Source organism: Belnapia sp. F-4-1 (assembly GCF_000802185.1).
GTDB lineage: Bacteria > Pseudomonadota > Alphaproteobacteria > Acetobacterales > Acetobacteraceae > Belnapia.
The window spans coordinates 5,327,053-5,350,388 of the sequence record NZ_KN676113.1; the positions used below are offsets into that span (position 1 = coordinate 5,327,053).

Consider the following 23,336-nt stretch of genomic DNA (forward strand, 5'->3'; position numbering starts at 1 on the left):
GGCCGCGCCCTCCCACCAGGCGGTCATACCGCACCGAGCGGATCTTGGAGGCGTTGGCGTCGAGCTTGGTGCCGTCGATCGAAACCGTCCCGAGCCGCAGCAGGCCGCTCTCGCGCGCCAGCAGCAGCACCTGCAGGAAGGCCGCCTCGAAGGCAGCGCGGTTGGCCCGGCGGAAGGCGGCAATGGTGTCGTGGTCGGGGTGCAGGTTCGCCGCCACGTAGCGCACCCCAATGTCGCGGTGGGTCGCCCGCTCGATCCGCCGCGAGGAGAAGATGCCGTTCGCATAGCAGTAGATCAGCAGCGCCAGCAGCAGGCGCGGGTGATACTGCGCCTTGCCGCCCGGGATCGGCCGCACCGCAAAGGCGCCGAGCGGCACCCGGTCCACCGCCGCCACTACGAAGTGCGCCACGTCGTCCGCCGGCAACCAGTCCTTGGCATCCGGCGGCAGCAGAAAGGCCTGCTCGCGGCTGAACGGAATGAACCCTGTCATGCCCGCCAGATTCGCCCATTTCAGGCCAGATGGGAATCCGACAAGCTGCTAGCTCAGGGCCGGTATCGCCTGGCCCGCTGTTGCGATCGAGCGATCTCCCCCGCTCCGGGGCTGCTCCAAGGGAATCTTCGCCTATGCCGATGGATGCCACCCTGGCCGAGGACGCCCCGCTGGCCGGGGAGATGGTCGCGCCCTCCGATATTCGCGGGCTGATCGACAACGCGACGGCCGACCGGCTCTACGGCTGGGTCTGGGATGCCGCCCATCCCGGATACCGCGTGAAGGTCGAGCTTCGCCTCGAAGGTAAGGTGGTGGCCACCGTGGTTGCGAGCAATCCGCGGCCGGACCTTGCCAAGCACGGCATCGGCGATGGCAGCCATGCCTTCGAATTCCCGCTCCAGCGTCAGTGGTTCCGCCAGCTGCGCGACCTTTCCGTCATCGCCCATGGCCGGGACGGCAGGACGATGCAGGTGCCCGTGCATGCGCGCCGGCAGGAAGAGGCGCTGGTGCCGGCCACGGCCACGGCGCAGATCCAGATCGTGGCGGAGACGCTGGTGGCCGAGCACACGGCCATGCGCGGGGAGATGGAGGCCATGCGGCGCCGCATGGCCGGCCTGCCGGATCGCAATGCGCTCGATGCCCTGGCCCAGGCCGGGCAGGAGATGCAGCGTCGGCTGGACACGATGGAGCTCTGGATCACTCGGCTGGACGAGAAGCTCGCCCAGCTCGTGACGCCGCCGGAGGCCGGGGCGAAAGGCGGGGTCGACGTCTGGCAGGTGGTGCTGATCGGCCTGCTGGCGGGCCTCGGCTGCGGCGTCATGGCCTTTATCCTCGCCCGCTACGGGATCTAGCCCCTTGGCCCGCGCGACGCTGGAAAGCGGCCTCCAGACCACGCTGTCGGAGGCGATGGGGCCGCTCAGGCTCGGCCTCCGGCGGCTGGTGGCGTTCCTGGTGATGCTGGGGCTGTTCGCCGCCGGGGCGGGCTTCGCCATGGTCGAGGCGGGGGCGGCCCTGCTGACCTCGGTGCCGCAGACGCGGAGCCTCGACACCCTCGGCACCGTGCTCTGCCTCTGGGCGCTGCTGCTGGTGGTCGCCGGCGCGCTCGGCCTGCAGCAGGCGGCGGGGCTGCGGCGGCTCTCGCGCTTCGTCGCCGGGCGGCTGGGCGTGGCGGCGGCGCTGGCCCTGGCGCAGCGGGCCGGGCGACCGGAGGCGCTCGGCAGCGCGGCGCTCGAGGATCTGGCGGTGCTGCGGCGGGGCGTCGCCGGGCTGGCGGCGCGGGCGCTGGTGCAGATCCTCGCCCTGCCGCTGCTGATCCTGCTGGCCTTCGCGGTGCATTGGGCCTTCGCGGTGCTGACCATCCTCTTCTATGGCGTGGCGGGGCTGCTGAGCCATGCGCTGGTCCAGGCGCTGCGGCGGGAGATGGAGCTGGCGCGGACCGCGGGCGCTCAGGCGCAGGGTCTCGCCGCCGATGCAATGCGGGCGGGCGAGGCGATCCTCGCCATGGGGATGCTGCCGCGGCTGGCGGGGCATCTGCTGGCGACCGGGGCGGAGGCGGCAGGGGAGGCCTTCCTGGCACGGCGGCGGGCGAGCCGGCTGCGGCTGGCGCTGGATGCGGTACTCGGCCTGTTCGGCGGCGCCTTTCTCTTCCTGATGGCCTTCCTGGTGCTGGGCGGGATGGCCGGGCGTGGCGCGGGGATGGAGTATTTCTTCCTTGCCTTCGCCCTGGCCGCGCCCTTTGCCGCCTTCGTCGGCGGCAGCCGGGAGGTGGCCGAGGCCATGGTGGCCTGGCAGCGGCTGCGGCGGCTGCTGGCGGAGACGCCGAGCGTCCACCGCGGCACGCCCTTTCCCTGCCCGCGGGCGCGGCTGGTGGCGGAGCACCTGACCTTCGGTTTCCGCGGGATGCAGCCGGTGCTGCTGCGCAATGTCGACCTCGCCCTGGAGCCGGGCGAGGCGGTGGCGATCGTCGGGCCGTCGGGCTGCGGCAAGTCGACGCTGCTGCGGGTGCTGATGGGGCTTTATCCGCCTGGCGCGGGCGGCGTCTATCTGGACGGCCATGCAGTGCATCAGTGGGATCGCGAGGACCTGGCGCGGCATGTCGGCTTCCTGCCGCAGCAGCCGCTGCTCGGGCGGGGCACGGTGGCGGAGGCCATCGCCCGCCTCGGCACGCCGGACATGGCGTTGGTGCTCGATGCGGCGCGGCGGGCCGGCGTGCATGAGGCGGTGACGGCCCTGCCGCTCGGCTATGCGACGCCGGTGGCCGGGGCCTGGCCGCTCTCGATGGGGCAGCAGCACCGGCTGGCCCTGGCCCGGGCGCTCTACGGCCGGCCGCGGGTCCTGGTGCTGGACGAGCTGGCGGGCGGGCTGGATGTGGCGGGCGAGGCGCAGGTGATCGGCCTGCTCCGCGCCCTGCGGCAGGAGGGGGTGGCGGTGGTCTTCACCACGCACCGGCCGGCGCTGGTCGGCGCGGCGGACCGGGTGCTCGCGCTGCGGAACGGCTCTTTGGTGCCGGCCGGGGCGCAGGATGGGCCGTCGCGGGTTGCGGCGGCGGCGCAGGCCCCGCGCCTGGCCGGGCACAAGGCGGCGGCGGCATGAGCGCGACGATGCCGCAGCGCCGCGGCTGGCTGCGGGCCATGGGGCTTGGGCCGGGGAGCGTGCTGGCGATCCTGCTGCTCAGCCTGGGCGGGATGCTTGGGCTGTTCGACCTGGTGCTCAGCATCGCGCACATCACCGATGGCGTGCTGGAAAGCAAGAACGCCGACACCGTGCTGGCGCTGATGCTGGTCTTCGCCATGGCGACGCTGCTTGCCGCCTACTACCGGCACCGGCGGGAGACGTTGCTGCAGGCGATGGCGGAGCGGCTGGGCCTCGCCCTGCGGGCGGAAGCCTTGCAGGCGGCGATCCGGCGGGCGGCGCGGCGCGACATGGTGGCGGGGCTTGATCTGCTGGGCGATGTCGCGGCGGCGCAGCGCTTCGTCACCGGCGAGGCGGTGGCGGGGCTGCTTGACCTGATCGGGGCGGCGGCGGCGCTGGGGCTCGTCTTCCATCTGCATGCGGGGTTCGGCTGGATCCTGCTGGCCGGAATGGCGACGACGGCCCTGCTCGGGCTGGTGCTGCGGCGGGTGGCGGGCCCGGCCGCGGCGACGGCCGAAGCGGAGCTTGCGGCCGCGGGCCATGAACTGGCCGGCCAGCTGGTGCATGGGGACCTGGTGCGCGGGCTCGGCCAGTTGCCGGCCCTGCTCGGGCGCTGGCAGCGGCGCCACGAGGCGGCGCTCGGCCTCGCCGACATGGCCGCGGCGCGGGGCGATGCGATCCGCGAATTGCAGATGCTGGTCGCGGCGCTGACCATGATCGGGCTGGTTGCCTCCGGCGTGCTCCACGTCATCGAGGGGCGCGGGACGATCGGGCTGGTGCTCGGCGCCGTGCTGCTCGGGCAGTTCGCGCTGCGGCCGCTCGCCGGGCTGGTGCAGCATTTCGAGGCCTGGCAGGCCGGCACCCAGGCCTGGGCGCGGCTGCGCCGCGCGCTGGCGGAGGAGGCGCAGGTTATCGCCCGGCAGCCTCTGGCCGAGGCGCGGCCGGGGCTGGTCGTCGAGGGCCTCGGCTTCCACCCGGCGGGGCGGGAACGGCCGGTCCTGGCGGGGCTCGGCCTCGCCCTGGCGCCGGGCGAGGTGCTCCTGGTCGAGGGCGGCAACGGCGCGGGCAAGACGACTCTGCTGAGGCTCGTGCTCGGGCTGGTGCCGCCGGATCAAGGGCGCGTACTGCTCGACGGGCAGGACACCTGGTTTTGCGACCGCGGCACGCTCGGCGCGCGGATCGGCTACCTGCCGCAGGACGTCCAGCTGCTGGAGATGGACATCTTCACCAATATCGGTCGCGGGCCGGGTGCCCCGGCGGAGCTGGTGGTGGCTGCGGCGCGGATGGCGGGTGCGCATGAGATGATCGGGCGGCAGCCCCAGGGCTATCAGACCCCGGCCGGGACCAGCGCCGGGCTTTCGGCCGGGCAGCGGCGGCTGGTCGGGCTGGCGCGGGCGCTCTACGGCATGCCGCGGCTGCTGGTGCTGGACGAGCCGGAGATCGGCCTCGACGGCGCGGCGCGGCAGGCGATGCGGGCCGCGGTGAGCGGGGCGAGCGCCGCCGGCGCGATCGTGCTGGTGGTGACGCATGAGCCGGCAACCTGGGCCGACCTTGCCGGGCACCGGCTGCGGCTGGAGGCCGGCGGCGCCTTCGAATGGCTCGCGGGCGGGCCCGATGAGAGTGACATGGAGCGGCATCGTGCAGCAGCTGGTTAAGCATGGGGCGCCTGTGGCGCTGCCCCCGGCCCTCCCTTCGGCCTTTCCCCAGGACTCGCTGCAGAAGCAGCTGGAGCGGGCGGTGCAGAGCCCGCCGGTCCACCGGCTGGTGCGGCGCTCGCTGCTGACGCTGGCCATCACCCTGCTGCCGATCGGCGGCTGGGCAACGATGACCGTCGCCGAGCGGGCGGTGCTGGCCGGCGGGCAGCTCGTCCCCGAGGGGCGGCGGAAGACGGTGAACCTGCTGGAGCCGGGTATCCTGCGGCGCCTGCTGGTGCAGGAAGGCTCCGTGGTGCAGGCGGGCCAGCCGTTGTTGCAGCTCGACGTGACGCAGGCGGAGGCGACGGCGGGGCAGGCCAAGGCCGCCTACTGGAGCGGGCGGGCGCGCGTCGCCCGGCTGCGGGCCGAGCAGGCGGAGCAGCGGCAGCTGGCCTTCCCGGTCGATCTGGAGGCGGCGGCGGGAGCCGACCCGGCGATCCAGGTCTTCCTCAAGGCGGAGCAGGCGCTGTTCGCCGCGCGTTGGGCAGCCTTCGACGGGCAGGTCGGCGTGCAGGAACGCGCCATCACCCAGTTGCAGGAGCAGGTGGCAGGCGCCCAGGCGCAGCGCGACGGCGCCGGGCGGCAGCTCATGGCCGTGCGGGAGCAGATCGCCGGCTACAACAGGCTGCTGACGCAGGGCTATGCCTCGCGCTTCACCGTGCTGAACCTGCAGCAGCAGGAGGCGGGGTTCGTCGCCACGATCGGGCAGGCGAATGCGCAGGAGGCGCAGCTGCGCGAAGGCATCATCCAGGCGCAGCGGCAGCTGGAGGGGCTGCGGCTCGCCCGGCTCTCCGACATCGCCAACGACATGCAGACCACCGAGGCGACGACGGCCGCGGCCCTGCAGCAGTTGCGCTCGGCGCAGGACGTGCTGGCGCGGCGCGAGGTGCTGTCGCCCGAAGCCGGCAAGGTGACGAATATCCAGGCCTTCACGCCAGGGGCGACGATCCAGACCGGGCAGCCGATCCTCGACCTGGTGCCGCTGAACGACCGGCTGGTGGTCGAAGGCCGGGTGCAGCCGACCGATATCGAGCAGGTCTCGGTGGGGCAGCGGGCGAATATCAGGCTGAGCAGCTACCGCACGCGCAACGTGCCGATGCTGGAAGGGCGAGTGATCGTCGTCGGCGCCGATGTGCAGGTGCCGCAGAACAACGGCGACCCGTATTTCCTCGTCCGGCTGGAATTCGACCCTGGGCAGCTGGAGTCGGTGCCGGATCTCGCGCCGGTCGCGGGCATGCCGGCGGAGCTCTACATCCTCGGCGAAAGGCGGACGCCCTTCGCCTATCTGTGGACGCCGTTGAGCGCCGCGGCGCGGCGCGCCCTGAGGGATTAGAAGGGGCGCGGGGCCCCTCCCCTCACCGCCGCTGCGCGGCCTGGGCGATGTAGTTGTCGAAGGACAGCTCGGCGACGCGGAACCAAGCCCGCATGTCGTCGCGCGACTTCGACCAGGCGGCGTGAATCTTGGCGTATTCCGGGCTCTTCTGGGCGAGTTCCGCCTCCAGCGCCATGGCCTCGCGGTAGCAGGCGTCCATCACCTCGCGCGGGAAGGCGCGGAGCTGGGTGCCGGCGGCGAGCAGGCGGCGCAGCGCCTCCGGGTTGCGGGTGTCGTAGCGGGCGACCATCCAGTGCGTCGCCTCGGCGGCGGCGGTGCGGATGGCGGCCTGGTAGCTCTTCGGCAGGGCGTTCCACTGCTCGAGATTGGCGACGAAGGTGGTGTTGGCCGCGCCCTCCCACCAGGCGGGATAGTAGTAGAATGGCGCGACCTTGTTGAAGCCAAGCTTCTCGTCGTCATAGGGGCCGAGCCATTCGACCGCATCAATGGTCCCGCGCTCGAGCGCCGGGTAGATGTCGCCGCCGGCCAATTGCTGCGGGACGCCGCCGACGCGCTGGAGCACCGTGCCGCCGAGGCCGGCGATGCGCATCTTGAGGCCGCGCAGGTCCTCGACGGTCTTCACTTCCTTGCGGAACCAGCCGCCCATCTGTGCCCCGGTGGTGCCGAGCGGCAGGGCATAGGTGTTGTACTGGCGGAAGAGCTCGTTCAGCAGGTCGATGCCGCCGCCCTCGTACATCCAGGCATTCTGCTGCCGGGTGTTGAGGCCGAAGGGCACGCCGGTGGCGAAGGCGAAGGCCGGGTTCTTGCCGACATAGAAGGAGGAGGTGGTGTGGCAGCACTCCACCGTGCCGGCCTGGACGGCGTCGAGCGCCTGGAGGGCGGGGACGACCTCGCCGGGGCCGAAAACGCGGATCTGGAAGCGGTCCTCGGTCAGCTCGGCCACGGTGCGGGCGAAGACGTGGGCGGCGCCGTGGATGGCGTCCAGCGAGGTCGGGTAGCTGCTGGTCAGGCGCCAGCGCAACGCCGGCGTGGATTGCGCGAGGGCGGGCGTTGCCAAGGTGGCGGCAAGCGTCGCCTGGCCGAGGATGGCTCTGCGGTTCATTGGTGGTTCCCTCCGGGATGCTTTCGGGGGCGGGAAGAACCATGGATGGGGCCGGCGGGGAAGCCCCTGCGGTCGGGCTGGTCGGATGGCGCGAGGCGTATAGACTGCGGGAAAATCCCGGAGGAACGCCGCCATGCCCGACGATGTGCGGGTCTATTGGATGACCGGCTGCACCAGCTGCCTGCGTACCAAGGAATTCCTGGCGCGGCACCGCATCCCCTTCCAATCCCGCAACGTGCTGGCGGATGGGGCGGCCTATGCCGAGCTGGAGCGCTTCGGGCTGCGGCAGGTGCCCATCGTGACGCGGGACGACGCCTGGGCGAACGGACAGGTGCTGCGGGACGTGGCGGAGCTGGTCGGGATCGACCTCGGTGCGCCGCAGGTGCTGCCCGTGACGGAGCTGCGGCGGCGGCAGGAGGCGATCCTCGCCGGGGCGGCGCGCTTCGCGGCGCAGCTGCCGGAGGACAGCCTCGGCACGCTGCTGCCGGACCGGCCACGCAGCCATGCCGACCTCGTCTACCACATCGTCAACATCGTCGATGCCTTCCTCGAGCACGAGGCGGGCATCCCGCTGCGCTACGAGGCCTATTTCCGGCTGCCGCCCAGGGCGGAGCGGGCCGCGCTGCTGGCCTATGCGGCGGATGTGAAGGGGCGGCTCGCGGCTTGGTTCGACGGGCCGGGGCGCGGGCGGGATTGGACGGAGGCGGCGCAGGTCTATTACGGCCGGCAGTCGCTGCACGAATTCTTTGAGCGCACCGTCTGGCATAGCGGGCAGCACACGCGGCAGCTGATGTGGGTGCTGGAGCGGATGGGGATCGCGCCCGACGGGGCGCTGGGGCCGGAGGTCTTCGCCGGCCTGCCGATGCCGGAGGAGGTGTGGGGATGAAGCTCGGGCTCTCGATCGGATATTCAAAGGCGCAGCTGGACGTGCCTGTCGCGCTCGTCCAGCGGGCGGAGGAGCTTGGCTACGACTCCGTCTGGACGGCGGAGGCCTATGGGTCGGACGCGGTCTCGCCGCTGGCCTATCTGGCGGCGGTGACGAAGCGCATCAAGCTTGGGACCGGGGTGATGCAGCTCGCCGCGCGGACGCCGGCCAATGCGGCGATGTGCGCAGGCACGGTGGACAGCCTCGCGGGCGGCGGGCGGTTCATCGCCGGGCTCGGCGTCAGCGGGCCGCAGATCGTCGAGGGCTGGTACGGCCAGCCGTGGGGCAAGCCCTACTACCGGGTGAAGGACTATGTGGCGATCATGCGGAAGATCTGGGCGCGCGAGGCGCCAGTGACGCATGACGGGCCGGAGATCCCCCTGCCCTATACCGGGCCCGGCGCACTCGGCATCGGCAAGCCGCTGAAGTCGATCCTGCACATGAACCCCGCCATCCCCGTCTATCTGGGCACGGAGACGGATGCGATGGTGCGGCTGACCGGCGAGATCGCCGATGGCTGGCTGGCGCTCGGCTTCGTGCCCGGCACCATCGGGCATTTCCAGCCGCTGCTGGAGGAAGGGTTCCGCCGTGCCGAAAAGGCGACGGGCAGGCCGAAGACGCGGGCGGACTTCACCATCCAGGCCAGCGCGCATGTCGAGGTTTCGGACGACGTGCGCGGGGCGCTGGCGAAGCTGAAGCCGGAGATCGCGCTCTATGTCGGCGGCATGGGACACAAGGACAAGAATTTCCACCGCGACATGATGGAGCGGCGCGGCTTCGGCGAGGCCGCGGCGCGCATCCAGGAGCTCTACCTCGCCGGGCGGAAGGAGGAGGCGATCGCCGCCGTGCCGGACGATTGGGTGGACATGAAGTCGCTGGTCGGCCCGCCGGCGCGGATCAAGGAGCGGTTCCGCGCCTGGGCGGAAAGCGGGGCGGATGCGCTCAATGTGCGGTCGCGCCAGCCGGCGGCGATCGAGGTCATGGCAGAGGCGGCGGGGCTGGCCCCGGCGGGAGGCGTGGCATGAGCGATGCGGTGCTGTTCGAGATGGTGGAGCCGCATGTCGCGCTCGTCACCATCAACCGGCCCGAGGCACGGAATGCGGTGAATGCCGCGGTCAGCGCCGGGATGGAGGCTGCGGTCGACCGGGCGGAGGCGGACCCGGAGATCCGGGTCGTGGTGCTGACCGGGGCGGGGCCGCACGCCTTCTGCGCCGGGGCCGACCTCAAGGAGGTTTCGGCGGGACGGAGCACGGCACTGGCCGGGGCGAGGTATGGGTTCGGCGGCTTCGTCAAGGCGCCACGGACCAAGCTCTGGATCGCGGCGGCGCAGGGGCATGCGCTGGCGGGTGGGCTGGAGTTGCTGCTGGCCTGCGACATGGCCGTGGCGGCAGAGACGGCGACATTCGGCCTGCCGGAGGTGAAGCGGAGCCTGGTCGCCGCGGCGGGCGGGGTGTTCCGGCTTCCGCGGGCGCTGCCGAAGGCGATCGCCCTGCAGATGATCGCCACCGGGGAGCCGATACCGGCGGCGCTCGCCTTGCAGCATGGGCTGGTGAATGCGGTGGTGCCGCAGGGCGAGGTGCGGGAGGCGGCGCTGGACCTGGCGCGGCGCGTCACCGCCAATGCGCCGCTGGCGGTGCGGGAGAGCCTTGGCATCGCCCGGCAGGCGCTGGTGCTGGATGACGAGGCGCTTTGGGAGATGAGCCGCTCGGCGAGCGAGCGCATCAAGCAGACCGAGGACTTCCAGGAAGGCCCGAAGGCCTTCGTGGAGAAGCGCGCCCCCCGCTGGGTCGGGCGCTAGAGCATGATCGCCAAAGGCTGGAGCGGCCGGAGGCGTGAATCATGGGACGAAATGATTGCTTGGAGCAGGATCCTTGATCCAGTGATCGCGGGTCATGCTCCAGGCACGGACCGGTCCAGACCGGGTTTCGGCCTGACGGGAAGGGTTCGGGGAGGGCAAAGCCCTTCCTGACAGGGAGGAAACAATGAAGCGCAGAACGCTCATCGCCGGGATGGCGCTCGCCACGCCTGCCCTGGCCCAGGCGGATCGCTGGCCGAGCCGGGAGATCAGCCTCGTCACCGGCTTCGGGCCCGGCGGCGGCACGGATGTGGTGGCCCGCGCCATCGCCGCGCATATGGAGAAGACGCTTGGCGTCGCCATCCCCGTGCGGAACACGCCGGGGGCAGGCGGAACCTTGGGGCCGGGGCGGATCGCGCAGTCGCGGCCGGATGGCTATACCTTTGGCCTTGTTGGGCTTTCGGCGCTGGTGGTGGCTCCGCTGACCATGGACCTGCCCTACAAGCCCTGGGAAAGCTTCGACTTCCTCGGCTGCACCTCGGAGCTGCGGGTCGGCCTGCCGGTCGGTCCCTCCATGCCGAATGTCCGCACGCTGCAGGATTTCATCGCGGAGGGGCGGCGGCGGACGATCACGGTCGCCAGCACCAACCCAGGCTCGGCGGTCAGCTTCTTCGACTTGGCGCGGCTGGCGGGCATCCAGATCAGCTACGTGCCCTTCGGCAGCATCACCGAGGCGGCGAGCCAGGTGGCCGGCGGGCATGTGGATACCTATTCCGGCACATCCGAGATGATCGGGCTGGTGCGGGGTGGGCAGCTCCGGATGCTGGCGAGCGCGAGCGTCGATCGCTGGCCGGACTTTCCCGAGGTACCGACGCTGATCGAGCAGGGCTACGAGACGGCGACCCGGCAGCTCATCATCTGGGCCGGGCCGGCGGGGCTGCCGGCACCGATCCGCGAGCGGCTGGAGGCGGCGCTGATGGCGGCGGCGCGGGACCCGGAGGTGCAGGCGCGGCAAGCGGCGGGCGGCATCGCCAGCCGTGTCATCGAGGGCGCCCGCACCCTGGCCGAGATCCGCCAGGTGCAGCCGGGGGTGGAGGCGGCGCTGGTCGCCTCCGGCATGAGCCGGAAGCGAAGCTGATCAGGCGGCGCGCGGGTTGCGCTGCCAGATCGCGTAGTTCAGCGCGCCGGCGAAGGTGACCCAGGCAAGGTAGGGGGCCATCAGCCAGGCCGCGGTGGCGCTGACCGGTGCGAAGAGCAGAATACAGCCGAGGATGGAGAGCCAAAGCAGCACCAGCTCGGCGAAGGCGAGGTCCGGGCGCTTCATTCCGAAGAAGATGCCGGACCAGGCGGCGTTCAGCACCAGCTGCACGGCATAAAGGCCAAGCGCGGGGATGAAGCCGGCCTCTCGCCAGACCAGCCAGCCGGCGATGGCGATCAGGATGTAGAGCACCGTCCAGGCTGGGGCGAAGACCCAGTTGGGCGGGTTCCAGCTCGGCTTGGCCAGCCGCTCGTACCAGTTGTCCGGGCGGAAGACCGCGCCGGAGCAGGCGACGAGGAAGCAGGCGGCAAGGAAGCCGATCAGGGCGAGGGTGTTGGCGCTCATGCGGCGAGCTTAGCGCAAGCGGGGCGGAACGGTTGCCCCCTCCCCTCGCCCCGGCCATGCTCACGCCGGATTGGGAGGATGTGCGTATGGGCGAGGCGCCTGAATTCGAGGCCGCGCGGCTGGATGACTTCCTGCGGAGCGCCATCCCGGGGCTGCAGGGGGAGATGGCAGTCGAGCGCATCTCAGGCGGGCAGTCCAACCCGACCTTCTTCGTGACCTATGCGAACCGCCGGTTGGTGCTGCGGAAGAAGCCGCCGGGCGAGGTGCTGCCCTCGGCCCATGCCGTCGACCGGGAGGCGCGCGTGCTGCGAGCGCTGGCGGGCAGCGCGGTGCCGGTGCCGCCGGTGGTGCTCTTCCACGAGGGGGCGGAAGTGGTGGGGACGCCCTTCTACGTCATGGAGCGCGTCGCGGGCCGGGTTTTCGGCACCTGCGACCTGCCGGGGGCGGCCGTCGCGGAGCGGCGGGCGATGTACCTCTCCTTCGCCGAGACGCTGGCGCGGCTGCACGACGCGGACTGGCAGGCGGCAGGGCTGGAGGGCTTCGGGCGGCCGGGCAACTACTTCGAGCGGCAGGTCGGGCGCTGGACCAGGCAGTGGGAGGGGCAGCGCTTCCGCGACATTCCGGAACTCGCCAAGCTGGCGGGGTGGGTCGCGGCGCACATCCCGCCCGATGACGGCGAGGCGAGCATCGTCCATGGCGACTACCGGCCGGGCAACGTGATGTTTGCGCCCAACGGGCCGCAGGTGGTGGCGGTGCTGGATTGGGAGCTCTCGACCATCGGGCATCCGCTGGCCGACCTCGCCTTCAGCACCATCCCCTGGCGGAGCACGCCGGAGGAGTATGGCGGCATGCGGGGGCTCGACCTCGCGGCGCTCGGGATCCCGGGCGAGGAGGAGTATGTGGCGCATTACTACGCCTGCCGCCGGACGCCGGCGCCGCGGCTGGAGCCCTTCCACCGGGCCTTCGCCATGTTCCGCTTCGCGGTGATCTTCGAGGGGATCGCGGTGCGGGCGCGGACGGGGACGGCGGCCTCGGCGGATGCGCTGACGGTGGGCGACCTGTCCATCGCCTTTGCCCGGCGCGGGCTGGAATGCATCGAAGGGTAGCGGCGCCCGAAGGTGCCGCTACCCTGCTCCGTCACATCCCGCCGATATAGTTCGGCCCGCCGCCGCCCTCCGGCGTGCGCCAGTCGATGTTCTGCGTCGGGTCCTTGATGTCGCAGGTTTTGCAGTGGACGCAGTTCTGCGCGTTGATGACGAGGCGCGCGCCGCCGTCGCCCGCCTCGACATCGCCGCCGGGGCCGGTGGCCTCGGGATCCGGCGTGCCCTTCAACTCGCGCTCCGCATCCGGCCCGACCGCCTCGTAGACCGCTGCCGGGCAGTAGCGGCTCTCGGGGCTGCGGAACTGGTCCCAGTTCACGCCTTTCCAGCGGTCCGGGTCACGGAGCTGGAGGTGGGCGGGCTGGTTTTCCTCATGGTTGGTGTTGGAGAGGAAGACCGAGGAAAGGCGGTCGAAGGTCAGCACGCCATCCGGCTTCGGATACACGATGCGCTTGGCCTGGCTCGCAGGCTTCAGCGTCTCGTGGTCGGCATGGTGCGGCCAGGTCCAGGGGGCCTTGCCGCGGAAGACGTAGGTGTCGAGCGCCGCATTGGCGAGGCCGCCCCAGAAGCCGTACTTGGCGAAGCCCGGGCGGATGTTGCGGACGCCTTTCAGCTCCTCCCAGACCCAGCTCGCCTCGAGCGCGGTGGGGTAGCTGTCGAGCACCGGCACGCGCGTCTCCTCCGCGATCGCCGCGGCGGCAGCCTCGGCGGCGAGCATGCCGGTCTTCATGCTGGTATGCGTGCCCTTGATCTTCGGCACGTTGAGGAAGCCGGCGCAGTCGCCGATCAGCGCGCCGCCCGGAAAGACCAGCTTCGGGATGGCCTGGAAGCCGCCCTCGTTCAGCGCCCGCGCCCCGTAGGCCACGCGCTTGCCGCCCTCCAGCATCTTCCGCACCTCGGGGTGCGTCTTGAAGCGCTGGAACTCGTCGAAGGGCGATAGCCAGGGATTGGAGTAGTCGAGGCCGACGACGAAGCCGATGGAGACCAGGTTCTCGCCCAGCATGTAGAGCCAGGAGCCGCCATAGGTGTCCGAGGTCAGCGGCCACCCCGTCGAGTGCCAGACGAGGCCGGGCTTGTGGTTCTCCTTCGGGATCTCCCACAGCTCCTTCATCCCGAGCGCGTAGGTCTGCGGGGCGACGCCCTGGCGCAGGTCGTAGCGCTCGAAGAGCTGCTTGGTGAGCGAGCCGCGGCAGCCTTCGGCGAAGAGGGTGTAGCTGGCGCGCAGCTCCATCCCCGGCTCGTAGGCCAGGCCCTTGGTGCCATCCTTCTGGATGCCGGCGACGCCGGCAACGACGCCCTTCACCTGCCCGTCCTCGATGATCGTCTCGGAGGCGGCGAAGCCCGGATAAATCTCGACGCCCAGCGCCTCGGCCTTGGCGCCGAGCCAACGGCAGACATTGCCGAGCGAGACGATGTAATTGCCATGGTTGTTCATCTGCGGCGGCGTCGGCAGCTTCACCGCGCGGGTCGCCGTCAGCAGCATGAAGCGGTCGTCGGTCGCGGGCGTCGCCAGCGCCGGCGGGTCCTCGCGCCAGTCGGGCAGCAACTCGTCGAGGGCCCGGATTTCGAGCACCGCGCCCGACAGGGTGTGGGCGCCGATCTCGCTGCCCTTCTCGACCAGGCAGACCGTGGCATCGGGCGCGACCTGCTTCAGCCGGATCGCGGCGGCGAGGCCAGCGGGCCCTCCTCCCACGATCAGGACGTCGAATTCCATTGCCTCGCGCTCTTCGGCACCGGACATGCCTGGCTCCTCCTGGTTCGCCCTCGCATGTAGCGTCGCTTCGGGTTGCACGGAACCCCGGGGGCAGGAATATAGGCCGTTGACGGGGGCGCGGATGGAGGCGGAGACACAGGAAGCGCTGATCGCGGCCCTCAGGCTCCAGCTCGACTGGGGCGTGGACGAGGCGCTGGACGCGGAGCCGCACGACCGGGCAGCGCGGCTGCCGGAACGTCCCGAGGCGCCGGCAGCGCGTGCCCCCTTCCCGGCTCCTGGCTCCTCCCCTGCCCCATTGCGGGCGCAGCCGCAACTCCTGCCGGCGAGCCTGGCAGGGACCCGGGCGCAGGCCTTGGCGGCCGGGGCCGACAGCCTGCCAGCGTTGCGCGAGGCCATGGCGCAGTTCGAGGGCAGCCCGCTCAAGGAGACGGCGATGAACCTCGTCTTCGCCGATGGCGTGGCGGAGAGCGGGCTGATGTTCATCGGCGAGGCGCCGGGGGCGGACGAGGACCGGCTGGGCCGGCCCTTCGTCGGCGTCTCCGGGCAGTTGCTCGACCGGATGCTGGCCTCGGTCGGGCTTAGCCGGGAGCGGGACTTCTACATCACCAACATCCTGCCCTTCCGCCCGCCCGGCAACCGGACGCCGACCGATGCGGAGATCGCGCTCTTCCTGCCCTTCATCCTGCGGCATATCGAGCTGGCCCGGCCGCGGCTGCTGGTGCTGCTGGGCGGCGTTTCGGCCAAGGCGCTGCTGCGCTCGCGGGAAGGCATCACGCGGCTACGCGGACGTTGGCATCAAGTAACGACCAATGAAGAACAAGCCTTGCCGGCGCTCGCCACCCTCCATCCAGCCTATCTGCTGCGCACACCCACGGCCAAGCGCGAGGCCTGGAACGACCTGCTGATGCTGCGACGGAAAATCGACGGCAAAGATTAGATGCCAACGGATTTGTTATACATGCCAGTGGCCATGGCATGTCGGGCAATTCACTCCCAGGTGGAACGTATCTCATCCTGATACCGCAATTGAGGGGTTGCGCTTCAGTGCTCGCGACCGCTAACGGGAACGTGCCATGCGCGCGATCAGCCCCATGGCCCGTTGCCTCCTTCGCCCCCTGCTCCGCGGGGTCCTGCTGGGGGCGGCGCTGACGGCGGGGGCCACGGCCTCAGCCCAGGCGCAAAGGGCCCCAGCCTCGACCGCCATTCCGGCCTCCTTCGGCCAGACCGCGATGATCCTGCCCCGTCCCGCCTCGCCCGGCGGGATGGCCGGGCTGCCGCAGGTGCTGGCGCCCTCCGAGGCGGCGCGGCTCCGGCGCATCTTCCAGGCGCAGGCGGCGGGCGACTTTGCCGCGGCGGAGCGCGAGACGGAGCGGCTGGAGGACCGGAGGCTGCTCGGCCAAGTGCTGGCTGATCGCTGGCTTCGGCCGGCAGGGCAGCCGAATCCGGCGGCGCTGCAAACCTGGCTGGCGCACCATACGGATCACCCGGACGCGCCGCGGATCCATGCCCGGCTCGCCGAGATGCTGCCCCGCGGGACGGCGCTTCCGGCCCCGCCCGAAGCGGCGGAGGTGCTTTCGCCCGACCAGTCCCTGGCGCCCGAGGAGCGCGACGGCGCCGCAGTCACCCGCAACCCGGTGCTCGACCGGGCGGTGCGGGACAAGGCCCGGGAAGGGAATGCGGCGGCGGCGCTGGCGCTGATCGGGCGGACGCGCGGGCTCTCGCCGGCCTATGCGGCGCTGCTGCGGGCCGACCTGGCGATCGGCCTGTTCCGTGCCGGGCGGGACGAGGAGGCCTTCCGCATCGCCGCCGAGACGCTGCGGCAGTCCGCCGGCAGGGGGGAGAACGGCATCGCCGCCTTCGCCGCGGGGCTCGCGGCCTGGGGGATGGAACGCTACGACCTCGCCCTGCCCTATTTCGAGCGGGCGGCGCGAACCGAGGCGGCGGCGCCGGCCCTACGCTCGGCGGCGGCCTTCTGGACCGGGCGGGCGGCGGTCCGGGCGCGGCAGCCGCAGCTCTATGTCTCCTGGATGACGCAGGCGGCGCAGGAGCCGCGGACCTTCTACGGCCAGGTGGCGCGGCGGGCGCTGGGCCTGCCGAACAAATTCGCCTGGGAGGGCGAGTTGGCCGGCGAGGCGGAAACGGCGGCGCTGGCCGAGACGGCTGGCGGCTGGCGAGCGCTCGCCCTTTTGCAGATCGGCCAGGCAGGGCGGGCCGAGGCGGAGTTGCGGCAGCTCTGGGGCCAGGCCAGGAACAACCCGGCGCTGGTGCGGGCGATGCTCTCCGTGGCCTCGGCCGCCGGGATGAACGGCCTTGCCTCGCAGCTTGCGGCGGCAAGCCAGGGAGCGGACGGCCGGCCGCGGGATTTCGCACGCTTCCCGCTGCCCAGGTTGCAGCCGCAAGGCGGGTTCCGGGTCGATCCGTCGCTGCTTTATGCGCTCGCCTTGCAGGAAAGCCGCTTCGATGCTGCAGCGGTCTCGCCGGCCGGGGCGCGTGGGCTGATGCAGCTCATGCCGGCGACGGCGAGCTATGTGGCGGGCGACCCATCGCTTTCGGCGGAGAACCGGGACCGGCTGCACGACCCCGGCTTCTCGCTCGATCTCGGCCAGCGCTACGTGCATTACCTGGCGCGGCACGAGGGGGTAGAGGGCAACCTCATCCGGCTGCTCGCGGCCTATAATGCGGGGCCGGGCAACCTGCAGAAATGGCTGCCGGCGAGCGGGCACCGGGACGATCCTTTCCTGTTCATCGAAGCCATCCCGATCGACGAGACGCGGGCCTTCGTGCAACGCGTGATGGCCTATTCCTGGATCTATGCGAGCCGGCTCGGCCTGCCGGCGCCGAGCCTTGACCAGATGGCGGCCGGGAGCGTGCCGAAATTCGCCGGGCCTGAAGATGTCGTCGCCATGCTGCGCCGGCGGCCGGCTGCGCTACGGTAGCGCCCGACGAGATCACGGAGCGCCCGCCATGCCGATCGACGAAAGCCTGCCCTTCATCCCGGTGAACATCGCCGTCCTTACCGTCTCCGACACGCGGGACCTCGCCTCCGACCGCTCGGGGCAGACCCTGCAGGAGCGGATCGAGGGTGCGGGGCATCGCTGCGTCGCGCGGGAGATCGTCCGCGACGAGGCGGATGCGATCGAGGCGGTGATGCGGCGCTGGATCGAGGATCCGAACATCGATTGCGGCATCACCACCGGCGGGACGGGCATCACCGGGCGCGACGTGACGCCGGAAGCCTTCAAGCGGGTGCTGGAGAAGGAGATCGAGGGGTTCGGCGAGCTGTTCCGCATGCTCAGCTACCGCAAGATCGGCACCAGCACGATGCAAAGCCGGGCGATCGGGGGCGTGGCGAACGGGACCTATCTCTTCGCCCTCCCCGGCTCGACCGGGGCCTGCAAGGATGCCTGGGACGATATCCTGCTCTTCCAGCTCGATGCCCGGCACCGGCCCTGCAACCTGGTCGAACTGATGCCGCGGCTGAAGGAGCATATGCGGGCGGCGTGAAGCCCTTGCTTTCGCAGCTGCGAGGGCGCATGTAGGCGGTACCGGCGGCGACATGCCCCGGTGGTGCCCGGCCGCGTGAGCGGCCACCCTGTCCCGGTTTCAGTCCGCGCGCGGCCCCTTGGGCTGCCTTTGCTGGGCGAAGCGGGACCCGGTCGAACTGCCGGCGCACAGGAAGCCATCTTCCGGATCGACCCAGCCACGCGGGGTCTCCACCTGAAACCCCGCGGCGACCCATGACCGGGTCCGCGTCAGGCGCCGCGTGTCTGGGATTACCGATTTCGTGACAAGCTTTACCGATCTTGGCCTCGCCGCACCCCTCCTGCGCGCGCTCGATGAGGCCGGCTACACCACCCCCACCCCGATCCAGGCCCAGGCCATCCCGCTCGTGCTCGAAGGGCGCGACCTGCTCGGCATCGCCCAGACGGGGACGGGCAAGACGGCGGCCTTCGCGCTGCCGATCCTCAACCAACTCATCGCCAAAGGCGGCCGGCCGCCGCGTGGCGGCAGCCGCGTGCTGGTGCTCTCGCCAACGCGCGAGCTCGCCACCCAGATCGCCGACAGCTTCAAGGCCTATGGCGCGCATCTCGGATTCAGCGTCACGACCGTCTTCGGCGGCGTGCCGCATGGCGGGCAGCGCCGGGCGCTGGCGGCCGGCATCGACGTGCTGGTGGCCACACCCGGCCGCCTGCTCGACCATATGGCGGCGGGCACGGCGCGGCTCGATCGCGTCGAGACGCTGGTGCTCGATGAGGCCGACCAGATGCTGGACAAGGGCTTCCTGCCCGCCATCCGCAAGCTGATCCCGGCCCTGCCGAAGGCGCGGCAGACCCTGTTCTTCTCCGCCACCATGCCGACCGAGATTGGCCGGCTAGCGGGCGACCTGTTGAAGGACCCGGCCCGGGTCGAGGTGGCGCCGGTCGCCACCACTGCCGAGCGCGTGGCGCAGCGCGTGCTGCATGTCGAGACGGCGCGGAAGCGCATGCTGCTGGCCAAGCTGCTGAAGGGCGAGGGCGTCGGCCGCACCCTGGTCTTTGCCCGCACCAAGCACGGCGCCGACCGGGTGGTGAAGCAGCTGGCCCAGGATGGGCTGCAGGCCAATGCCATCCATGGCAACAAGAGCCAGGGCCAGCGCGAGCGGGCCTTGCAGGAATTCCGCGAGGGCAGCGCGCCGATCCTGGTGGCGACCGACATCGCTGCCCGCGGCATCGACGTCGATAACGTCACCCATGTGGTGCAGTACGACCTGCCGGACGTGCCGGAGAGCTATGTGCACCGCATCGGCCGTACCGCCCGCGCGGGCGCCTCGGGCGAGGCGGTGGCGCTGGTCGCGGCGGAGGAGCTCGACAAGCTCTGGGCGGTCGAGAAGCTGATCCGCACGCCGATCCCGGCCGAGGACCATCGGCAGGACCAGTCGAGCCCGGTGACGCGGCCAGTGCAGACCGGGCGTCCGGCCGGGCGGCCCCAAGGGCATCGGGGCGGTGGCCAGGGCCGCGGGCGCGGCGGGGCGTCGCGGCCGCAGGGCCAGCCGGGCGGTGGCCAGTCGCAGCAGCGGCCGGCCGGGGCCAACGCGAACCAGACGCGGCGGCGGGCGATGCCGGCCGCGATCAGCGAGCAGACCCGGAGCGACCGGCGGTGGCGGGATGGCGACTTCCGCGATGGCGGCGGCGCCAAGCCGGGCAGCCGGACGCAGACCTGGCGCGTCGGCGGGGACGACTAAGGTCAAGACCGTGATCGCCCTGAGTGGACACGCTCAGGGCGTCATTGCCGGCGCGAGCGAAGCTTAGTCCTCGTCCTGCGCGAGGCGGCTCGGCAGGAGTTCGCCGCGCCGCTCCAGCAGCGGATGGGCGACGGCGGCGAGATGGCCGCCGACACGGCGCAGATCGCGCACCGCATCCAGCAACAGGCCGGCGGCGCGGCCACCTTCGGCGGCCGTGAGGGCGCCGGCATCGGCCATGCGCCGGGCGGCGTCGCGCTCGGCGGCGCGCAGGCCTTCCTTGCCGCGGACCAGGCGGCGGGCGGCCTCTGGATCCTCCATCATGAAGACCGCGATCGCCAGGCGAAGCTGCTCCAGCAGGGTAGCGTGCAGGGCCTCGATCTCCCGCGCCGACTCGGCGCCGAGGGCGAGGCCGCGGCGCAGGCGCTTGGCGGCATGGCGCACCAGGTCCCGCTCCACCACATCGGCGGCGTGCTCGAGGGCGATGGCGAAGGCCTGGATCTCGGCGAGGCGGCGGCTTTCCTCGTCGCCCAATGTCTCGCGCGGGATGCGGGCGAGGTAGGAATGGACCGCGCGGTGCAGCCGGTCCACCACATCGTCCATGCGGTTGATGGCGCGCGCGGCCTCGCGGTCCTGGCCGCGGAAGGCGGCGGCTGAGCCACGCAGCATCGCCTCCAACTGGTCGGCGATTCGCAGAACCTCGCGGGCCGCATTGGCGAGGGCGACGGATGGGGTGGTGAGCGCGGCTTCATCCAGGTAACGCGGCGTGCCGGCATCGGCGGCGGCGGACCGCTCCGGCAGCCAGCGGCGCAGCAGCGCGGCGAGCGCCGGCACCAGCGGCAGGGCGAGCAGCCCGGTCGCCAGGTTGAAGGCGAGATGCGCATTGGCGACCAAGCGCGCCGGCGCCGGGTCGAGCGCCTGGAGCCAGCCGGTCGCCTGCGGCAGGAGCAGGAGGCCGAGGGCGCAGCCGATCAGCCGGTTCAGCAGGTTGCCGGCGGGGACGCGGAGGCGGGCGCGGTCGCCACGGTCGCCGCCGGCTTCCAGCAGCGGGTTCAGCGCGCTGCCGAGATTGGCGCCGAGCACCATCGCCAGGGCTGCGGCCGGGGCGACCGCGCCGCTGCCGGCGAGACCGGCGACGAACAGCAGGCCGGCGATGCTGGAATGCGCCGCCCAGGCGATGGCGGCGGCGAGTAGCAGGTTGGGCAGGGGCTGGTCCGCCACCGCCGTCAGCAGCGCGCGGAGCGTCGGCGAGGCCTCGACCGGGGCCATGCTGCCGACCAGCTCGTGCAGCGCCAGCAGCATCAGCCCGAGGCCGATGGCGACGCGGCCGAGGTCGCGCGTCCGCGCCCGGCTTCCGCGCCGGAAGGCGAGCACGCCGACGAGCACCAGCGTGGGAAAGGCGGCGGTCGCGTCGAAGGAGAGAAGCTGGACGATCAGCGCGGTGCCGAGATTGGCGCCGAGCATCGCCGCCAGCGCCGGGGCCAGGGCAACCGCACCCGAGGCGGCGAAGGAGCCGACCATCAGCGCCGTCGCGGTGCTGCTTTGCAGCGCCGCCGTCACCCCGAGCCCGGCGAGGAAGGCGCGGCCCAGCCCACCGAGGGCGATGCCGAGCGCCTGGCGCAAGCGGCTGCCGAAGGCGCGCTGCACGCCGCTCTGGACCATGTGCAGGCCCCACAGCAGCAGCGCAGCCTCGCCGGCCAGTTCCAGCAGCAGCCGCGCTTCGCCCATCCCTGCCCGCCTTTCAGGCGGCGAGGTCGGCCGTGGTGATGAAGCGCACGCCGGCCGCGGTCAGCCTCGCCTTCGCCGCTGCGATGGTGTTCCCACCCTCGGGCAGGGGCAAGCCAATGCCACGACACGCATCCTCGATGACGCAGACCTCGTAGCCGAGGCGGGCGGCATCCTCGGCGGAGAAGGCGACGCAGTAGTCGGTGGCGAGGCCAGCGAGGAAGAGGCGGCGGGTGCCGCGGGCTCGGAGCCAGCCGTCGAGGCCGGTGGCGGTGGCGCGGTCGTTCTCGAAGAAGGCGGAGTAGCTGTCGATGGCGGGGCGGAAGCCCTTGCGGATGATCAGTTCGATGCGGCGCTGGTCGAGGCCGGGATGCAGCGCGGCCTCGGCGCTGCCCTGGATGGCATGGTCGGGCCAGAGGGTCTGCGGGCCGTAGGGCATGGCGATGCTGTCGAAGGGCGCGCGGCCGGGGTGGCTGGAGGCGAAGGAGGAGTGGCCGGGTGGGTGCCAGTCCTGGGTGGCGAAGGCCTGGGCGAAGGGGCCGGCCAGCAGGCGGTTGATGGCCGGGACGACCTCCTCGCCCCCGGCCACCGCGAGGGCGCCTCCGGGCATGAATGTCGGCTGCACGTCGATGACGCCAAGCATGTCGGTGTCGGTGGGCCGGATCGGCGGCATGGCGATTGGTCCTCTTCGGATGGCGCTGCATGCCACCATCCGACCTGTAACTGCTTCCAATTGCCTTCGCCATTCAGGAGGGCGCTTCGCTGGCCACCACCGACCCGCGGCTGGCGGAGCGCTTCGCCGGCAATGCGGCGATCCACCTGCGGGCGGTTCAGTTCGGCAGGATGACGCCCTTGCCCGAATTCTGCTGGTCGAAGAGCTTGTAGGCCTCCTCCGCCTGGTCCAGCCGCCAGCGATGGGTGAAGAGCTTGTCCACCGCGATGCCGCGATCGGCGATGTAGCGGGCGCATTCGGCTTGGCCGACGGTCGAGAAGGTCCAGGAGCCGATCAGCGTCACCTGCCGGCGCAGCAGGTCGGGGCTGACATCGAGCGTCACATCGCCCCCCTCCCCCACATAGCAGGCCTTGCCCCAGGTGCGGATGCAGCGCACCGCCTGGGCCCGCGCCTGGGGCGAGGAGGAAGCGTCGAGGGAGAGATGGGCGCCGAGGCCATGCGTGGCGTCCTTGATGGCGCCCACGACATCATTGGTCTCGACCGGGTTGATGACGAGGTCGGCGCCGAATTCCTTGGCGCGGGCCAGGCGCTCCGGGCTGGTGTCCAGCGCGATCACGCGGGCACCCATGGCCGAAGCGAGCTGCGTCGCGGAGAGGCCGACCGGACCCTGGCCGAAGATCGCGATGGTATGGTCGCCTTGCAGCCCGAGGCGTTGCAGCGCCCCCCAGGCGGTGCCGGTGCCGCAGGAGATGGCGGCACCGGTCTCGAAGGAGAGTTCCTCCGGCAGGGTCACCACCGTCCGGGCCGGGCAGACCATGTAGTTGGCATGCGCCCCGTGGCCGGTGGCGCCGTAGACCTGGTCGACGCCGTCGTCGCAGAGCTGCATCCAGCCGGTCGAGCATTGCGGGCAGACGCCGCAGCCGACGTAGTGGTGCTGCATCGCCCGCTGGCCGACCCGCGCCTGCTTCGGCGAGACGTTCTTGCCGACGGCGACTACCACGCCGCAGGGCTCGTGCCCCCGGATGATCGGGCCGGAGAGCCCCTTGGTGAAGCCGAGCGAGGCGGAGGCGCCGCCGGCCGGGGCGCGGTAGAATTTCAGGTCGCTGCCGCACATGCCGGAGGCCTTGATCTCCAGCACCACGTCGTCGGGCCCGGGGGTCGGGTCCGGGAAGTCCTGCAAGGCCAGTTGCCGGTCGCCGAGGAAGACCACGCCCTTCATGCCGAATTCCCTCCCATTGCAGGCCGCCTGGCCCGGGCGGGCATGATGCGGCGGGATCGGGCCGAGGCCCAGGGGGGTCGGTGGCGAAACCTCGGGTGCGGGGCCGGAGGAAGG

At 71.7% G+C, this 23,336-nt stretch carries 20 protein-coding genes; 13 read left to right on the top strand and 7 right to left on the bottom strand.

Annotated features, from left to right (window positions below):
• Positions 1-490: transposase (locus LH62_RS25135; RefSeq protein ID WP_144404692.1), on the bottom strand; the 490-nt coding region annotated here is incomplete at its 3' end.
• A gap of 140 nt (positions 491-630) precedes the next feature.
• Between LH62_RS25135 and LH62_RS25140 the strand changes: the two genes are divergently transcribed.
• From LH62_RS25140 to LH62_RS25155, 4 genes are read left to right on the top strand one after another with little or no spacing between them, the layout of a single operon-like run.
• Positions 631-1,341 carry a hypothetical protein gene (locus tag LH62_RS25140; protein ID WP_160299889.1) on the top strand — a complete coding sequence of 237 codons (711 nt, stop codon included), beginning with the start codon at positions 631-633 and terminating at the stop codon, positions 1,339-1,341.
• Positions 1,342-1,345: 4 nt separating this feature from the next.
• Positions 1,346-3,082, top strand: a complete 1,737-nt coding sequence (locus LH62_RS32555; RefSeq protein ID WP_052214902.1) for an ATP-binding cassette domain-containing protein — start codon at positions 1,346-1,348, stop codon at positions 3,080-3,082.
• Positions 3,079-4,776, top strand: coding sequence for an ATP-binding cassette domain-containing protein (locus tag LH62_RS32560; protein ID WP_043364810.1), 1,698 nt, complete (start codon positions 3,079-3,081; stop codon positions 4,774-4,776). Before LH62_RS32555 ends, LH62_RS32560 begins: the two co-directional genes overlap by 4 nt.
• A complete protein-coding gene (locus tag LH62_RS25155; RefSeq protein ID WP_160299890.1) occupies positions 4,760-6,148 on the top strand; it encodes an HlyD family type I secretion periplasmic adaptor subunit in 1,389 nt (462 codons plus the stop codon). Before LH62_RS32560 ends, LH62_RS25155 begins: the two co-directional genes overlap by 17 nt.
• Positions 6,149-6,170: 22 nt before the next feature.
• Here LH62_RS25155 and LH62_RS25160 read toward each other — a convergent pair whose 3' ends face one another.
• Positions 6,171-7,250, bottom strand: coding sequence for a TRAP transporter substrate-binding protein (locus LH62_RS25160; RefSeq protein ID WP_043364812.1), 1,080 nt, complete (start codon positions 7,248-7,250; stop codon positions 6,171-6,173).
• A gap of 133 nt (positions 7,251-7,383) precedes the next feature.
• On the opposite strand from LH62_RS25160, the gene LH62_RS25165 reads away from it, so the two are divergent.
• The 4 genes from LH62_RS25165 (at position 7,384) to LH62_RS25185 (ending at position 11,108) form a co-directional block, all read left to right on the top strand.
• Positions 7,384-8,136 carry a glutaredoxin domain-containing protein gene (locus LH62_RS25165; protein WP_043364813.1) on the top strand — a complete coding sequence of 251 codons (753 nt, stop codon included), beginning with the start codon at positions 7,384-7,386 and terminating at the stop codon, positions 8,134-8,136.
• Positions 8,133-9,200 carry an LLM class F420-dependent oxidoreductase gene (locus LH62_RS25170; protein WP_043364814.1) on the top strand — a complete coding sequence of 356 codons (1,068 nt, stop codon included), beginning with the start codon at positions 8,133-8,135 and terminating at the stop codon, positions 9,198-9,200. The genes LH62_RS25165 and LH62_RS25170 overlap by 4 nt, the downstream gene beginning before the upstream one ends.
• Positions 9,197-9,973 carry an enoyl-CoA hydratase-related protein gene (locus LH62_RS25175; RefSeq protein ID WP_043364815.1) on the top strand — a complete coding sequence of 259 codons (777 nt, stop codon included), beginning with the start codon at positions 9,197-9,199 and terminating at the stop codon, positions 9,971-9,973. Before LH62_RS25170 ends, LH62_RS25175 begins: the two co-directional genes overlap by 4 nt.
• 184 nt (positions 9,974-10,157) lie before the next feature.
• Positions 10,158-11,108, top strand: a complete 951-nt coding sequence (locus tag LH62_RS25185) for a tripartite tricarboxylate transporter substrate binding protein (protein ID WP_052214903.1) — start codon at positions 10,158-10,160, stop codon at positions 11,106-11,108.
• Here the strand turns inward: LH62_RS25185 and LH62_RS25190 are convergent, their stop codons facing one another.
• A complete protein-coding gene (locus LH62_RS25190; RefSeq protein WP_043364818.1) occupies positions 11,109-11,573 on the bottom strand; it encodes a TspO/MBR family protein in 465 nt (154 codons plus the stop codon).
• A gap of 32 nt (positions 11,574-11,605) precedes the next feature.
• Here LH62_RS25190 and LH62_RS25195 point away from each other — a divergent pair, with 32 nt between their 5' ends.
• Entirely contained in the window at positions 11,606-12,679 is a 1,074-nt protein-coding gene (locus tag LH62_RS25195) for a phosphotransferase family protein (protein ID WP_236552625.1), read from the top strand.
• Positions 12,680-12,710: 31 nt separating this feature from the next.
• On the opposite strand, the gene LH62_RS25200 is transcribed toward LH62_RS25195, so the two are convergent.
• A complete protein-coding gene (locus LH62_RS25200) occupies positions 12,711-14,414 on the bottom strand; it encodes an electron transfer flavoprotein-ubiquinone oxidoreductase (protein WP_043364822.1) in 1,704 nt (567 codons plus the stop codon).
• 79 nt (positions 14,415-14,493) lie between these two features.
• Here LH62_RS25200 and LH62_RS25205 point away from each other — a divergent pair, with 79 nt between their 5' ends.
• The 4 genes from LH62_RS25205 to LH62_RS25220 all read left to right on the top strand — a co-directional run bounded on the left by LH62_RS25205 (position 14,494) and on the right by LH62_RS25220 (position 19,608).
• Complete coding sequence (locus tag LH62_RS25205; RefSeq protein WP_369796816.1) at positions 14,494-15,324, top strand: uracil-DNA glycosylase family protein; 831 nt, start codon at positions 14,494-14,496, stop codon at positions 15,322-15,324.
• Between the two features lie 136 nt (positions 15,325-15,460).
• Positions 15,461-17,323: a lytic transglycosylase domain-containing protein gene (locus LH62_RS25210; protein WP_236552626.1), complete on the top strand. Its 1,863-nt coding sequence runs from the start codon at positions 15,461-15,463 to the stop codon at positions 17,321-17,323.
• A gap of 28 nt (positions 17,324-17,351) precedes the next feature.
• The gene (moaB, locus tag LH62_RS25215; RefSeq protein ID WP_043364825.1) at positions 17,352-17,891 is read left to right on the top strand and encodes a molybdenum cofactor biosynthesis protein B; all 540 of its coding nucleotides are present in this window, start codon (positions 17,352-17,354) and stop codon (positions 17,889-17,891) included.
• Positions 17,892-18,171: 280 nt separating this feature from the next.
• Positions 18,172-19,608 carry a DEAD/DEAH box helicase gene (locus LH62_RS25220; protein WP_043364826.1) on the top strand — a complete coding sequence of 479 codons (1,437 nt, stop codon included), beginning with the start codon at positions 18,172-18,174 and terminating at the stop codon, positions 19,606-19,608.
• 63 nt (positions 19,609-19,671) lie between these two features.
• Here LH62_RS25220 and LH62_RS25225 read toward each other — a convergent pair whose 3' ends face one another.
• The 3 genes from LH62_RS25225 to LH62_RS25235 form a co-directional block, all read right to left on the bottom strand.
• Positions 19,672-21,333: a Na/Pi cotransporter family protein gene (locus LH62_RS25225; RefSeq protein WP_043364827.1), complete on the bottom strand. Its 1,662-nt coding sequence runs from the start codon at positions 21,331-21,333 to the stop codon at positions 19,672-19,674.
• Between the two features lie 13 nt (positions 21,334-21,346).
• Positions 21,347-22,003 carry a bifunctional nicotinamidase/pyrazinamidase gene (pncA, locus tag LH62_RS25230; RefSeq protein ID WP_043364828.1) on the bottom strand — a complete coding sequence of 219 codons (657 nt, stop codon included), beginning with the start codon at positions 22,001-22,003 and terminating at the stop codon, positions 21,347-21,349.
• 157 nt (positions 22,004-22,160) lie between these two features.
• Positions 22,161-23,222, bottom strand: coding sequence for a zinc-binding dehydrogenase (locus LH62_RS25235; RefSeq protein ID WP_043364829.1), 1,062 nt, complete (start codon positions 23,220-23,222; stop codon positions 22,161-22,163).
• Positions 23,223-23,336: the final 114 nt, after the last annotated feature.

What these genes read in the sequence shown, in the direction of transcription:
- LH62_RS25140 (WP_160299889.1), top strand. Translation starts at nt 631, where the DNA reads ATGGATGCCACCCTGGCCGAGGACGCCCCGCTGGCCGGGGAGATGGTC.
- LH62_RS32560 (WP_043364810.1), top strand. Translation starts at nt 3,079, where the DNA reads ATGAGCGCGACGATGCCGCAGCGCCGCGGCTGGCTGCGGGCCATGGGG.
- LH62_RS25160 (WP_043364812.1), bottom strand. Translation starts at nt 7,250, where the DNA reads ATGAACCGCAGAGCCATCCTCGGCCAGGCGACGCTTGCCGCCACCTTG.
- LH62_RS25165 (WP_043364813.1), top strand. Translation starts at nt 7,384, where the DNA reads ATGCCCGACGATGTGCGGGTCTATTGGATGACCGGCTGCACCAGCTGC.
- LH62_RS25170 (WP_043364814.1), top strand. Translation starts at nt 8,133, where the DNA reads ATGAAGCTCGGGCTCTCGATCGGATATTCAAAGGCGCAGCTGGACGTG.
- LH62_RS25175 (WP_043364815.1), top strand. Translation starts at nt 9,197, where the DNA reads ATGAGCGATGCGGTGCTGTTCGAGATGGTGGAGCCGCATGTCGCGCTC.
- LH62_RS25185 (WP_052214903.1), top strand. Translation starts at nt 10,158, where the DNA reads ATGAAGCGCAGAACGCTCATCGCCGGGATGGCGCTCGCCACGCCTGCC.
- LH62_RS25190 (WP_043364818.1), bottom strand. Translation starts at nt 11,573, where the DNA reads ATGAGCGCCAACACCCTCGCCCTGATCGGCTTCCTTGCCGCCTGCTTC.
- LH62_RS25200 (WP_043364822.1), bottom strand. Translation starts at nt 14,414, where the DNA reads ATGTCCGGTGCCGAAGAGCGCGAGGCAATGGAATTCGACGTCCTGATC.
- LH62_RS25210 (WP_236552626.1), top strand. Translation starts at nt 15,461, where the DNA reads ATGCGCGCGATCAGCCCCATGGCCCGTTGCCTCCTTCGCCCCCTGCTC.
- moaB (WP_043364825.1), top strand. Translation starts at nt 17,352, where the DNA reads ATGCCGATCGACGAAAGCCTGCCCTTCATCCCGGTGAACATCGCCGTC.
- LH62_RS25225 (WP_043364827.1), bottom strand. Translation starts at nt 21,333, where the DNA reads ATGGGCGAAGCGCGGCTGCTGCTGGAACTGGCCGGCGAGGCTGCGCTG.
- pncA (WP_043364828.1), bottom strand. Translation starts at nt 22,003, where the DNA reads ATGCCGCCGATCCGGCCCACCGACACCGACATGCTTGGCGTCATCGAC.
- LH62_RS25235 (WP_043364829.1), bottom strand. Translation starts at nt 23,222, where the DNA reads ATGAAGGGCGTGGTCTTCCTCGGCGACCGGCAACTGGCCTTGCAGGAC.